Origin of the sequence: Archangium gephyra (genome assembly GCF_042230915.1) — a bacterium.
Classification (GTDB): Bacteria; Myxococcota; Myxococcia; order Myxococcales; family Myxococcaceae; genus Archangium; species Archangium gephyra_B.
Genome location: NZ_CP102578.1, coordinates 1,675,677 through 1,689,259, shown reverse-complemented (window position 1 = coordinate 1,689,259; position 13,583 = coordinate 1,675,677). Strand labels below are relative to the sequence as shown.

Genomic DNA, 13,583 nt, shown 5'->3' with positions numbered 1-13,583 from the left:
TGAAGCCATGAAGGCCCGCGGGCTGCCGTTGCCCGCGGGCCTCCGCACGTGAAGGGGGAAGCTCAGTCCTTCTTCGCGGGCTGCTGGGCCATGGAGCGCAGCTCGGTGCGGCGGATCTTCCCGCTCACCGTCTTGGGCAGCTCCGTGACGAACTCGATGTCGCGCGGGTACTTGTACGGGGCCGTCGTCTTCTTCACGTACTCGCGCAGCTCCTCGGCGAGCGCCTCCGAGCCCTGGAAGCCCGGCGCCAGCACCACGTACGCCTTGATGCGCTGGCCGATGCGCTCGTCCGGGACGCCCACCACCGCGGACTCCGCCACCGCCGCGTGCTCCAGCAGCGCCGACTCCACCTCGAAGGGCCCCACCCGGTAGCCCGACGTCTTGATGACGTCGTCACTGCGGCCCACGAACCAGAAGTAGCCGTCCGCGTCCTTCACGGCCCGGTCTCCCGTCACGTACCAGTCCCCCCGGAAGGCCGCGAGGTTGGCCGAGTCGTCGTTGAGGTAGCCGGTGAAGAGGCCCACCGGAGGCACGGGCTTCACCCGCACCGCGATGTCTCCCTCCTGGCCCGCGGGCAGCTCCTGGCCCTCACCGTCGATGACCGACACGTCGAAGCCCGGCGACGGCTTGCCCATCGAGCCCACCTTCGGCTCCAGCGCGGGGAACATCCCCACGATCATCACCGACTCCGTCTGCCCGTAGCCCTCGCGGATGTGCAACCCCGTGGCCTGCTTCCACGAGTCGATGACCTCGGGGTTGAGCGGCTCGCCCGCGCTCAACGCGTGCCGCACCGAGGACAGGTCGTACTGCGACAGGTCCTGCAGCACGAGCGCCCGCCACGCCGTGGGCGGCGCGCAGAACGTCGTCACCCGCTGGCGCTCGAGCACCCGCAGAATCCGCGCCGCGTCGAAGCGCCCCCGGAAGTCGTACACCACGTTGCAGGCGCCCTGGCTCCACGGGCCGAACAGCTTGCCCCACGCGCACTTGGCCCAGCCCGTGTCCGACAGCGTCAGGTGCCGGTCCTCGGGCGTCAGGTCCAGCCAGTAGCGGCCCGTGATCTGGTGCCCCAGGCCATAGCTGGCCTGCGTGTGCTGCACCATCTTCGGCATGCCCGTGGTGCCCGAGGTGAAATAGATGAGCATCGGGTCATCCGCCCGCGTGCGCTCGAAGCTCCCGCCGTGCTGGCCCGTGCCCGCACCGCCCGGCGTGTAGACCACCCAGGGCGAGGGCGCCTTGCCCACCGCCACCCAGGTCTCCACCCGGCCCGTGCCCACCAGGCCCTCGAACCTGTCCAGGCAGCTCGTGTCGGCGATGACGCCGTTGGCATCCGCGGCCAGCAGCCGGTAGCGGATGTCCTTGGTGGTGAGCATGGGCGTGCCCGGCATGAAGACGATGCCCGCCCGGATGCAGCCCAGCACGAGGAACCACCACTCCGGAATGCGCGGCATCATCACGAAGACGCGGTCGCCCTTGTGCAGGCCCTGGCTGGCGAGGAACTGCGCCGCGTGCAGCGAGCGCTGCTTCACGTCCTTCCACGTGAAGAGCTGCGCGTGTCCCGCCTCGTCGCTCCACTGCAGCGCGGGCGCGTCGGGACGCTCGGCTGCCCAGCGGTCGACGAAGTCCGTGGCGAAGTTGAAGTATTCGGGGCGCTCCCATTGGAAGGCTCGGCGGGCCGCCTCGTAGTCGGTCATGTTGCGCGGGGAGGGGGTGGACATGACTCGCTCCTGGTGAAGGACGCCCCGAGCCTGCCACGGATGGCCCCGCCACTCACCCGCTCTCTCTGGCCGCACCCGGCGGCAACCGTTCATGGGCTGGCAAACCCGCGGCCGCTGGCGAGAGAATGTCCACATGAATCCCATCGTCCACGCCGAGCTGTCCTGGTTGATGACCCAGCGCCTGGAGGCGCGGAGGGACCGGTTGCTCGTCGTGTGCGCGGGGCTGGCGCCGGACCTGGATGGGCTGACGATCCTCGGCGGGGGCGAGCTGTACGCGCGCTACCACCACCTCATCTTCCACGGCTACGTGGGAGCGCTGGTGACGGCGGGGGTGTGCGCGGCGCTGTCGCGGCAGCGGCTCCAGGTAGGGCTGCTGGCGCTGCTGGCCTTCCACCTCCACCTGCTGTGTGACCTCGCGGGCAGCGGCCCGGGCTGGCCCATCTGGTACTTCTGGCCCACCAGCCAGCGCGAGTGGTTCTGGGACGGCCAGTGGGAGCTGGCCTCCTGGCAGAACAGCGTCATCGGGCTGGCGGCCACGCTGGTGTGCCTCGCCTGTGCGCTGCGCTACCGCCGCACCGCCGTGGAGCTGCTCTCCCCGCGCTGGGACGCCGAGGTGGTCCGTACCCTGCGGGCCCGCTTCCTCGGCGAGGGCAGGCCCGAGAGCCCTCCCTCGCCCTGAGCTTCCCCGCACGCGGCGTACCACCGAGGACCGCCTCCCTGGCCGTCAGGCATGCCTGGCTGCAAAGCGGGCCTGCTCGATGCGGCCGCTTCGCGGGGGAGGGGGCGCACCCGGGGCACGCACTCCCGCGTTGCACATCCCTCCCGGGTCTGTTCCCATTCGGGGCTCCAACCATGGTGGTCGAGCCGCTGTTCGGGCGGCGCCCAACCCAGGACGCCCGAGATGCTGAACATCCCAGGTTACACGCCACGAGGAGTCGTCAAGTCCACTGGCATGAACCTGCTGTTCCACGCCGTGCGCGACGCGGATGGGCTTCCGCTCATCCTCAAGACGCCGGTGGCCACCTCGCCGGGCCCCCGTGAGCGCGAGCGCTACCGCCGCGAGTTCGACATCCTCCAGCGGCTCCGGGACGTGCGCGGCGTCACCCGGGCCATCGCCTGCGAGCAGTTCCAGGAGCGCCCGGTGCTGCTGCTGGAGGAGATTGAGGGCATCCCGCTCTCCGAGCTCACCGGCGCCCCCTTCAACGTGCTCCGCGTCCTGGAGCACGCCATCGCCCTGGCGTCGACCCTCGCGGAGCTCCACCGCCGGGGCATCATCCACAAGGACATCAAGCCCTCCAACATCATCCTCACCGCCTCGGGCGAGACGCACCTCATCGACTTCGGCATCGCCAGCCTCCAGCTCGTCGAGCACGTGGACGCGCTGCAAGCCTCCCTCATCGAAGGGACGCTGGCGTACATGTCCCCGGAGCAGACCGGGCGCATGAACCGCTCGGTGGACTACCGCACCGATCTGTACTCCCTGGGGATTACCCTCTACGAGCTGCTGACGGGCAGCCGCCCCTTCCATGGGCAGGATGCACTCGAGTGGTTCCATGCCCACATGGCGCTCGCGCCGCAGCCCCCGCTCGAGCGGGTGAAGGAGCTGCCCCCCGTCCTGTCCGCCATCGTCCTGAAGCTGCTGGCCAAGGTGGCCGAGGAGCGCTACCAGAGCGCGGAGGGGCTGAGGGCCGATCTGGAGCGGTGCCTCGACGGCGTGCTCCGGGGCGAGCAGGAGGACTTCCCGCTCGGCGTGCACGATGTGCCCACCCGCTTCCAGCTCCCGCAGCGGCTCTACGGGCGCGACACGCAGGCCGCCGCCCTGCTGCAGAGCTTCGAGCGCGTGGCCCGGTATGGCCGGCCGGAGCTCATCCTGGTGCACGGCTACTCCGGCATCGGCAAGTCCTCGGTGGTGCACGAGCTGCACAAGCCGGTGGTGCGCCAGCGCGGCTTCTTCCTCAGCGGCAAGTTCGACCAGTTCCAGCAGGACATCCCCTACTCCACCCTGGCCCAGGCGCTCCGCGGGCTGACGCAGCAACTCCTCTCGGGGACGGACGAGGAGCTGGCACGCTGGCGCGCGCAGTTGCACGAGACCCTGGAGGGCCATGGCCAGGTCCTCGTGGACGTGGTGCCGCAGTGGGAGCTCATCCTCGGCAAGCAGCCGCCCGTCCAGGAGCTGCCGCCCGTCGAGGCCCAGCACCGCTTCAACCGCGTGTTCCGCAGGCTGCTGGGCGTGTTCGCCACGCCCGAGCATCCGCTCGTCCTCTTCCTGGATGACCTCCAGTGGGCCGATCTGGCCAGCCTCCAGCTGCTCCAGCACCTGCTCACCCACCCGGAGACGCCGCCCGTGCTACTGCTCGGGGCCTATCGGGACAACGAGGTGGGCCCCACCCATCCGCTCTCGCTGACGCTGGAGGTGGTGCGCAAGGCCAACGCGTGGGTGACCGACCTGCCGCTCGAGCCGCTCACGCTGGAGGACGTCCAGCGGCTGGTGGCCGACACGCTCCCCGGCGCGGAGGCGGACCTCATCGGACCGCTCGCGGCGCTGGCCCGGGAGAAGACCGGCGGCAACCCCTTCTTCCTGCTGCAGTTCCTGCTCACGCTCAACCAGGACGGCCTGTTGGTGCGCACGGCAGAGGGCACCTGGCGGTGTGACACCGAGGGGGTCCGGTCGAAGGGCTACTCCGACAACGTCGTGGACTTCCTGGTGGGCAAGCTGCGCCAGCTCCCCCCCTCCACGCAGCACCTGCTGCGGCTGGCCGCGTGCGTGGGCAACACCTTCTCCCCGCGCATCCTGCTCGTCATCTCCCACATGGCGGAGACCGCCGAGGTGGAGAAGGGCCTGGAGCCCGCGCTCCAGGAGGGCGTGCTGATGTGCGCCGGCCCCGAGCAGTACCGCTTCCTGCATGACCGCATCCAGCAGGCGGCCCATGCCCTCATCCCCGAGGACCAGCGCAAGGCCGTCCACCTGCACATCGGCCGCCTGCTGCTGGCGAGCCTGTCGCCCGAGGAGGTGCACGAGAAGCTCTTCGACGTGGTGGGCCAGCTCAACGCCGGCGCGGAGCTGATCGACGAGCCCGCGGAGCGCCACCGCGTGGCACGCCTCAACGCCGAGGCGGGCGGGAGGGCCAAGGCCTCGACGGCCTTCCGCTCGGCCGTCGTCTATCTGTCCACGGCCTTCCACCTGCTCCCCGGAGACCCCTGGCAGACCGCTCCCACGCTGGCCTTCAAGCTGCGGCGCGACCAGGCGAACTGCGAGCTCATGAGCGGCAACGCCGCCGAGGCCCGCCGCCTGCTGGAGGAGCTGCTGCCCCGGGCGCGCACCCCCGCGGACCTGGCGACCGTCTACCGCCTGAAGAGCGGCATCCACCTCGCCGCTGGCGAAATCCAGGCCGCCACCACCTGCCTCCTGGAGTGTCTGGCCCGGATGGGCATGCCCATCCCAGCGCACCCCTCCTGGGAGGAGGTGGTCGCCGCCAACGAGGAGGTCCAGGCCCTGCTGGGGGAGCGCTCCATCCCGAGCCTCATCGGCCTGCCACGGGTGACGGATCCGGACATGGAAGCGGTGATGAGCGTGCTCTCCACCCTCTCCGCGCCCGCGTCCTTCTTCGACCGCCACCTGTTCGTCCTCCACCTGTGCCGGATGGTCTCCCTCAGCCTCCGCCACGGCATCACCGGGGCGGCCGCCTATGGGATTGGCTGGTACGGCGCGGTGCTGGGCACCACCTTCAAGCGGTACCAGGAGGGCCATGCCTTCGGTCTGCTGGCCTGCGCGTTCATCGAGCGCTACGACCTGACCGCCTTCCGCAGCCGGATCATCTACCTGATGGCGATGATCAGCTACTGGACCCAGCCCCTCTCCGGGACGCTGGAGCCGCTGCGCAGGGGCTTCCAGCTCGCGCTCCAGGGCAGTGAGTTCCAGGCCGCGTGCTACTGCTGCATCAACATCGTCACGGACCGCCTCGCCGTGGGGCACCCCCTGGAGGAGGTCTACCAGGAATCCATCGCGCGGCTCGCCTTCGTCCGCAAGGCGGGCTTCCTGGATGCGCAACACATCATCCACCACATCCAGCGCTCCGTGCAGGACCTGCGCGGGTTCTCGCGCGCGTTTGGCTCGCTGAGCGGGGAGGACTTCGACGAGGAGGCCTTCGAGGCCGGGCTGTCACCCGACCGGATGAGCACCATGCGGTGCTTCTATTGGATCCTCAAGATGCGCTCGCGCTTCATGAGCGGGGCCTACGCGGCGGCGCGCGAGGCGGGTGAGCGGGCGGCCGGGCTCACCTGGTCCTCGATCATTCAAATCCAGCTCCTGGACTTCCACCTCTACCGCGCCCTGACCCTGGCCGCCTGCTTCGGCGAGCTGAGCACCGAGGAGCGGCAGCAGGCCCTGGAGACCCTGCGGGGGGCTCAGCAACAACTGGCCGAGTGGGCCAGCAACGTCCCCTCGACCTTCCACGCGCCCGAGCGCATGGTCTTCGCGGAGCTCGCCCGGCTCACGGGCCGCGACAACGAAGCCCTGCACGCCTACGAGGAGGCCATCCGGTCCGCCCGCGAGCATGGCTTCCTCCAGAACGCCGCCCTGGCCAACGAGCTCGCGGCCCGCTTCTGGCGCGAGCGGCAGGTGCCCACCATCGCCGAGGCCTACGCGTCCAAGGCCCGGGAGGCGTACCTGCGCTGGGGCGCGCACGGGAAGGTGCGGCACCTGGACGCCGAATGGCCGTCCCTGGCCTCCACCCCGTCCACCGAGCCGGCCCTCACGGACACGAGCTCCACGCAGCTGGACGCGCTCACGGTGGTGAAGGCCCAGCAGGCCATCTCCGGGGAGATCGTCCTCGAGCGGCTGGCGGCCACGCTGCTGCGGGTGGCCATCGAGAACGCGGGCGCCCAGCGCGGCGCCCTGTTGCTGCCCCACGGCAACACGCTCTCGGTGGTGGCCCACTCGGGCGCGCTGCCCGAGGGCTCCCCGTCCGGCCCGGACGAGACGCCCCTGCCGTGGACGCTCCTCTCGTACGTCAAGCGCACGCGAGAGCACGTGCTCATCGGCGATGCCTCCCAGCCCCACAACTTCTCGTCGGATGCCTGGCTGGAGCGCGGGAAGGCCCGCTCCCTGCTCTGCCTGCCGCTGCTGCGCCAGGAGGAGTTCCGCGGGATGCTCTACCTGGAGAACAGCCTCACCACCAACGCCTTCACGCCCGCGCGCCTCTCGCTGTTGGGACAGCTCGCCTCGCAGGCCGCCATCTCCATCGAGAACGCGCGGCTGTACGCCGACGTGCAGCGCGCCGAGACGGCCCTGCGCCGCGCCAACGACGAGCTGGAGCGGCGGGTGGACGAGCGGACGCGGGAGCTGCGGCAGGCCCAGGCGCAGCTGGTGGAGACGGCGCGAGCGGCGGGCATGGCCGAGGTGGCCACCAACGTGCTCCACAACGTCGGCAACGTGCTGACCAGCGCCATCGTCAACGTGCAGGTGATGAACCAGACGGTGGCCACCTCGCGCCTGGGGCGGTTGACGCTGGTGTCCCGCATGCTCGAGGAGCACCGGCGGGAGCTGGCGGACTTCCTCACCCGGGATCCGCGCGGCGCCCAGTTGCCGGACTACCTCTCCGCGCTCTCCGAGGAGCTGCTCGAGGAGCAGGCGGTGTTGAAAGAGGGCCTGGAGGCGACCACCCAGCACGTCGAGCACATCCGGGCCATCGTCAAGGTGCAGCAGACCTATGCCGGGGACACGCTCGTCACCGAGGAGTGCGATCTGCCCCTGGTCGTCGAGGAAGCGCTGAGCATCCAGATGCCCGCGCTCAAGAGCCACGGCGTCAACGTCGTCCGGGAGCTGTCCACACTCTCCAGGACACGGCTGGACAAGCACAAGGTGCTGCAGATCCTCATCAACCTCATCACCAACGCCAAGAACGCCATGACGGCGCTGCCCCCGGGCCAGCGCCACCTGTACGTGCGGCTCGACGCACAGGAGGATGTGGCGCGCATCCAGGTGGTGGACAACGGCATGGGCATCGCGCCCGAGGTGCGCGAGCGGCTCTTCCGCCAGGGCTTCACCACGCGCGAGGACGGGCATGGCCTGGGCCTGCACTCCAGCGCGCTGGCGGCCCAGAAGCTGGGCGGGCGCCTCACGCTGGAGAGCGAGGGGCCGGGCAAGGGCGCCACGGCCACGCTGGAGCTGCCGCTGGTGTAGGCCCCCGGCTCAGCCGAGCACGAGCGGCAGCGACTTGTAGCCGAGGCTCACCGGGGCGAACCCCTGCCGCACCGCGGCGCCCGCTCCCCGGCCGAGCGCCGGGAACCTGTCCAGGAACGCATTGAGCGTGATGCGGGCCTCGAGCCGGGCCAGCGGCGCACCCAGGCAGAAGTGGGTCCCGAGCCCGAAGCCCAGGTGCTGCGCGTTCGTCGGGCGCTCCGGCCGGAAGGAGTCCGGATCCTCGAAGACGGAGGGATCCCGGTTGGCCGCCCCATAGACCATGTCGACGATCTCCCCCGCGCCGATCTCCACGTCGCCGATCTTCACCGGCCGGGTCGTCACCCGGGGGAAGCGCTGCACGGGGCTCTCGTAGCGCAGCACCTCCTCGATGATGGGCTCGACCAGCGAGCGATCCTCGCGGGCCCGGCGCCAGAGCTCCGGCCGCTCCGCGAGCAGGCCCAGCATGTTGCCGATCAGGTTGGTGGTCGTCTCGTTGCCCGCGACGAGCAACACGGCGGCGAAGCTGCGGATCTCCGCATCGGTGAGGGCCTCGCCCTCGACCTTGGCCTCCACGAGCGCGGAGATCAGATCCTCGGCGGGCTGCGCGCGGCGCGCGGCGATGATCTGCGCCAAGTAACCCATCATCTCCTGCATCTTGCGCCCGCGCTCCTCCGCGGACATGCCGACGTAGGCGACCACGGCCTCCGACCAGAGCTTGAAGGACGGATAGTCCTGGTCCGGGACGCCCAGCATCCCGGCGATGACCCGCATGGGCAGGGGGACGGCGTACGCCGACATGAGCTCCACGGGGCCCGTGCCCGCGGTGTCGAGCAGCTCGTTCGCGATGCGGCCGATCCACTCCGAGAGGGAGGCGATGCGCTGCGGGCTGAACGCCTTGCTCACGAGCCGCCGCATCCGGGTGTGGTGGGGCGGGTCATCATGGAGGAGCGCGAACTTGGGCATCGTCTTGAACACCGTCGGCGTCTGCGAGGAGAACGTGGCGGGGTCGCGGATGGCGGCGAGGACATCGGCGTGACGGAGCAGCGCCCAGGCGTAGAGCGGCTCGGTCCGGCCCGTGAGGGGCCCCGCGGGGAGCCTCAGGTAGCGCACCGGAGGGCCCTGGAAGGCCCGGTAGGCGGGGTAGGGGTTGGCGATTCCCTCGGGGGTGCTGAGCACGTCAGGCGAGAGCGGAGCGGACATGGACGCCATCTGACCGCACGGGGTTCCATCGCCGCAAGGCCCGGAGTGGGCTTGCTTCTCAGTCGAGGAAGCGGCGCCACCACCCCAGGGCCTCTTCCTCCGTGAAGTGCATGAAGGAATTCCCAGCCGCCAGCCAGGTGGATGGAGATGCCCGCTCCAGGGGTTCGAGCAGTGGCTCGAGAACGTGTGCGAGCTCCCGGTAGGCAGGCAGGACACGCCCCTGGTGCAGGTCGCCCGACTCAGGCCACTCCCCCAGCGCGACGATGACGCGCTCACCGTCGAGTTCCTCGACAAGCGTGCCGCCAGAGCGCAGCCGCGCTCGGAGTTCCCGCGCGCCTCCAAGCTTCGCGAGCACGGGCGGAGCGAAGAAGTTCAGCCAGTGGACGCCATCCACATGGAGGCCTACGTCCTCCTCCCAAAGCCAGGCTGGACGCAGGTCGATGCCTGGATGACGGAAGGCCGTGGCACGAAGGGAGTCATCCGTGGACCTCAAGGGCCAGTAGAGTTGGAGGGAGAGGCCCGCGTGCCCCGTGGTGAATCGAAGCTGGGAAGCCATCGTGCGAGCGAGCCTGGCCACGCTGGCGGGTCCACGGTCCTCCAGGTACTCGGTGGGAACAGTCGCCGTCAGCAGACTCACCTTGTTCGGAGCGGGCGTCCGCCATGGGATGCGCGCTCGATACCGGAAGCTGTAGCCGTTGCGAGCGCCGCCTCCATCGAGGAAGAGCTGCGTTTCGTAGCGCCTTTTCTCCACTCGATTCGCATAGGACTCGCTGTAGTCGTCAGCGAAGCGCCAATGGCGCTCGGGCCGGAGACGCCGCCGGATTGACGTCCACCGTTCTGGTGAAAGCGGAGCCCCCTCGTCGTCATCGACGAAAGCCTCGTTGATGGTCTCGGAGCCTTCCCCGACAGCGTGCATGTAGCTGTCCAGGGCAAGGCTGACGCCCGAGGCGATGTCCGGATGATCATGCGGCAGATAGAACGCGAGCCGGACGACCTCACGGGCGAGCAGCTCTTCGCCGCGTTCGTCGTCCACGGGGGGCATGCCTACAGGACGGATTCGGGGGTAGCGGTGCGTCATTGCGGTAGGCGGGTAATCCCCAACTGAGGAGTAACAACCGCGGGCCGGCATTCAATGCTCAAAGGCTTGTAGCTCAGAAGCTGCTGGAGGGTATCCGGGTCGCCCAATGGGTTTCCCATTCGTCTGGGAAGGCATGGGAATTTGAAATCAAAGACGCACTGTATGCGGGTCGCATTCCGCGTGAAATGCAGAACGAAATCCGGCTTGAGAGAGCCAATCTTCCGATCGGTCAGAATATAGCCATGGGTACCCGGCTCTGGATCTCGCCGGTACCTGGGCTCAATGGAAAAATTGTCCGGAAACCTTTGAGAGAGGCGGCCCTTCACGCAGTCGAAGGCAGCCGTGTGTTTCAGACTCCCGAGCTCCCTGGCGAGCGTCACTTCCTCATCCCCATTGAAGCGGAGGACCCTCTTGCATTCATTCTCGTTGGGAAACTGGCCATTCTCGAACCTGCCGATGTCATCACGCTTCTGGGCAGCCTGGTTGACGTCCGCCTCGGCTTGCTTCGCACAGTCCTTCAGGATGTCTTCCACCTCGCCCACTTCCGCCTCGGTCAGCAACCGCTCGAGGGTGATGTAGCCCTCGACAGCCTCGACGACTCGCACGGCGGTTGCCCCAACCCGGACGGCTCTACCAGCCGCTGGAATGAGGATTTCCCCAGTGCTGGAAGGCGCCGGTGCGTTGCAGACGGCAGCACCCGCTGGAGTCGAGCACGACTGATGGTACTGGCTCGGAGCACCCGCACGGGGAAGTCCCCAGCCAGCCCCGAACGCGGGAGGGCCGGACGGCCCAGCAAAGACGAAGGTCTCTGGAGTAGCGCACGACACGAGAAGCAGAAGAGCAATCAACGAAAACCCACGGTGCATGACCAGACGACGCCTCCGGCTCACAGCGGCGCCAGCGATCGCCGGATGTGCGTGAGCACCTGCTTGATCTTCGGAATCTCGGAGAGCGCCTCGGGCACGCTGATGCGCACCGGGCGCTCCCGCCCCACCACCTCGGGCAGCACGGGCACCAGCAGGTCCTCTGGAATGTTCGGATCGGCCAGCTCCACGCTGGGCACCAGTCCAATCCCCAGCCCCGCGATGCAGCAGGAGCGGATCAGGTGGATGTCCGCCGTGATGAGCGCCGGCTCGACCGTGAACGTGGTGCCCCGGAACGTGGGCCACGTGCGCGCATCGTCCCCCGGCGCCTCCCAGGCGAACAGCTCGTGGTCTCGCAGCTCCTGGACCGAGCGCGGGGTGCCTCGCCGCTCCAGGTACTCCTTGCTGGCGATCAGCCCTTCTCGCACGCGCAACACCACCAGGGACAGCCACGGCCCCCGAGGCGTGTCCTCCCCGAAGTGGAACGCCATGTCCACGCCATCCAGCGGCTCGCCCAGGGGATCCCCGCTGAAACGGGCGTGGACGCGCAGCTGCGGATAGGTGCTCCGCAACAGCCCGAAGAGCGGCGTGAGGAGGTGCGGCGGCAGCCCCACGGGCAGCACCAGCCGGAGCACCCCCGAGGGCGCCTGCCCCACCTCGCGGATGGACGCCAGCAGCGCGCTCGTCTCCTGCATCATCACCCGCCCGCGCTGGGCGAGCACCTCACCGGCTTCGGTCAGGACGATGCCCTGGCGCGTGCTCTTGAGGAGCGCCACGCCCGCCCGCGCCTCGAGTGCCTCGACTCGCCGCCGCAAGGTCGTGCGCGACACGCCCAGGGACTCCGCGGCGGCCAGGAACGAGCCCGTCTCCACCACGTCGAGAAAGGCGCGCAACTCTTCCAGATCCATGCCCATGCCTCGCTGGCCATCGCTACCGCGAGGGCCGCTGTCCAGCGCACGGCCATCGCATGTCCGTCTTCGGCCATCGCCCGCGCGCCGCTGGGGTTACGAAGGAAGCCGCCACTCCCAAAGAGGAACGCACCATGCGCACGCCCACGGCCCTCGCCTTCGCTCTCGCCCTGTCCACCCTGCCCGCCCACGCCAAGGACCCTGCCCTCGGCGCCACCACCTTCACCGTCTACGAGGCCTGGATGAGCCCCGCCCAGGAGCCCGGTGAGGAGACGGAGGTCCCCAAGCCCCTGGAGAAGAGCCTCGGCTCCACGGCCCCATCAACCCCTCGCGAGAGCCGCAAGTCCCGGGGCCACGGGCAGCTCCGGTTCGCCAAGGACCTGAGCAAGGCCTATGTCGAGGTCAACATCCAGGGCGTGAACCCCGACGACATCCGCATGTTCCACATCCACTGCGGCCCACCGGGAGTCCTCGGCCCCATCATCGTGGACTTCGGCGAGTCCGGAAGCCCGGCGAAGAAGTTCTCGGAGGGCAAGTTCTCCGTGGAGCTCACCAACAAGAACGTCGTCTTCGTCAAGGACATGCCGGGCCTGAAGCCCTCGCTGCCCGAGGGCTGCCCCGCCGAGCTGGGACTCCCAGGACAGACCAAGACGCTCGCCGGCCTCGAGTACCTCGCGAAGAAGGGCGTGCTCTATTTCAACCTCCACACCAAGGCGCACACCTATTACGGAGAGATGCGCGGGCAGCTCTACCCCGTCCAGGAGTAGCCGAGCGGCCCCGCTCTCTTCGCACGCGTCCTCGCCACGCGGCCGATGAGCCCGCAATGGCTCGTCGAGCGCGCGGTTCAGCGCGAACTCCAATCGGAGGTCCGACGCGATGTTCCGGCGGGTGTTCTGGATCGCGTCGCGCCAGTTCACCCGGGACACGCCCACGTCGAGGCGGCCCGGCGTCCCATTCAGGACGCACCTCTGCCAGTGCCCTCTGCCGGCCTGGGGGTACACGCGCCACGACACGTCCACGCCTCGCGGAGGCGTGCAGGGGCCCGGCGCTCGGGCCGAAGCCCCGCCGTGCATCCTCCCGCCGCACCTGTTGCACCCGAGGCGGGGGGCCGGGCCCGCGCGCGAGCACGAGCCCTCCAGTAGCACTCCCGTTCACGACGGGCCGTGGTGGCTTCTCTGGGTTCGATGGTCGGCCCACCGCTTCAGGTGAGCGTCTCCCCGGCGTTCCCAGGCGCGCGAGGAGGAGTTGTGGAGGGGAGGCATCGCCCATCAGCGGGCGCTCCACGTCCGAAGGCTCGGTGGATTGGATCCACCTGCCCCGGACAACGCCTGGCAGCCGCGGTGCGCTCACGCTGACTGCCTGGCGGATGGCCTTCACCGGCCGAAGACCGGAGGCCAACGACCGCGCCATTCCCTCGGGCGCGGCGACCCGTGTCCGCGCCATGGCGGACCCGACACCGGGTGAGAGTCCCTTCTTCACCTGCGGGGACTCGTCTCTCCGGGCCTGCCTCGGAGGCTGTGCCTCCTGACCCGTCGGAGACCGTTGAAGCCCGGTCTCCCCTGTTGCGGTGTCCTCGCGGCTGAACGCGAGGCCCGCGATGAGCGTCCCCCGTACCCGGGCGGAGCGCTGCGCGGGCTC

The 13,583-nt window shown here is 69.5% G+C and carries 8 protein-coding genes; 3 read left to right on the top strand and 5 right to left on the bottom strand.

Annotated elements, in window-relative coordinates; all coding sequences use genetic code 11:
- Window positions 1–62 precede the first annotated feature (62 nt).
- Window positions 63–1,715: an acyl-CoA synthetase gene (locus NR798_RS06750; protein WP_375770596.1), complete on the bottom strand. Its 1,653-nt coding sequence runs from the start codon at window positions 1,713–1,715 to the stop codon at window positions 63–65.
- Window positions 1,716–1,848: 133 nt separating this feature from the next.
- Between NR798_RS06750 and NR798_RS06745 the strand changes: the two genes are divergently transcribed.
- Window positions 1,849–2,394 (top strand): metal-dependent hydrolase, encoded by a 546-nt coding sequence (locus tag NR798_RS06745; protein WP_375770595.1) that lies wholly within the window; start codon window positions 1,849–1,851, stop codon window positions 2,392–2,394.
- A gap of 222 nt (window positions 2,395–2,616) precedes the next feature.
- The gene (locus NR798_RS06740; protein WP_375770594.1) at window positions 2,617–7,896 is read left to right on the top strand and encodes an AAA family ATPase; all 5,280 of its coding nucleotides are present in this window, start codon (window positions 2,617–2,619) and stop codon (window positions 7,894–7,896) included.
- A 9-nt stretch (window positions 7,897–7,905) separates the two neighbouring features.
- Here NR798_RS06740 and NR798_RS06735 read toward each other — a convergent pair whose 3' ends face one another.
- The 4 genes from NR798_RS06735 to NR798_RS06720 form a co-directional block, all read right to left on the bottom strand.
- The gene (locus NR798_RS06735) at window positions 7,906–9,096 is read right to left on the bottom strand and encodes a cytochrome P450 (protein WP_375770593.1); all 1,191 of its coding nucleotides are present in this window, start codon (window positions 9,094–9,096) and stop codon (window positions 7,906–7,908) included.
- Between the two features lie 58 nt (window positions 9,097–9,154).
- Window positions 9,155–10,129: a type VI immunity family protein gene (locus tag NR798_RS06730; RefSeq protein ID WP_375770592.1), complete on the bottom strand. Its 975-nt coding sequence runs from the start codon at window positions 10,127–10,129 to the stop codon at window positions 9,155–9,157.
- Between the two features lie 41 nt (window positions 10,130–10,170).
- Entirely contained in the window at window positions 10,171–10,779 is a 609-nt protein-coding gene (locus NR798_RS06725) for a hypothetical protein (RefSeq protein ID WP_375770591.1), read from the bottom strand.
- A gap of 281 nt (window positions 10,780–11,060) precedes the next feature.
- A complete protein-coding gene (locus NR798_RS06720; RefSeq protein WP_375770590.1) occupies window positions 11,061–11,945 on the bottom strand; it encodes a LysR family transcriptional regulator in 885 nt (294 codons plus the stop codon).
- Window positions 11,946–12,079: 134 nt separating this feature from the next.
- Between NR798_RS06720 and NR798_RS06715 the strand changes: the two genes are divergently transcribed.
- Window positions 12,080–12,712 (top strand): CHRD domain-containing protein, encoded by a 633-nt coding sequence (locus tag NR798_RS06715; RefSeq protein WP_375770589.1) that lies wholly within the window; start codon window positions 12,080–12,082, stop codon window positions 12,710–12,712.
- The last annotated feature ends 871 nt before the right edge of the window (window positions 12,713–13,583 follow it).

Coding starts and splice junctions, on each gene's coding strand:
- NR798_RS06750 (WP_375770596.1), bottom strand. CDS start 1,715: ATGTCCACCCCCTCCCCGCGCAACATGACCGACTACGAGGCGGCCCGC.
- NR798_RS06745 (WP_375770595.1), top strand. CDS start 1,849: ATGAATCCCATCGTCCACGCCGAGCTGTCCTGGTTGATGACCCAGCGC.
- NR798_RS06740 (WP_375770594.1), top strand. CDS start 2,617: ATGCTGAACATCCCAGGTTACACGCCACGAGGAGTCGTCAAGTCCACT.
- NR798_RS06735 (WP_375770593.1), bottom strand. CDS start 9,096: ATGTCCGCTCCGCTCTCGCCTGACGTGCTCAGCACCCCCGAGGGAATC.
- NR798_RS06720 (WP_375770590.1), bottom strand. CDS start 11,945: ATGGATCTGGAAGAGTTGCGCGCCTTTCTCGACGTGGTGGAGACGGGC.
- NR798_RS06715 (WP_375770589.1), top strand. CDS start 12,080: ATGCGCACGCCCACGGCCCTCGCCTTCGCTCTCGCCCTGTCCACCCTG.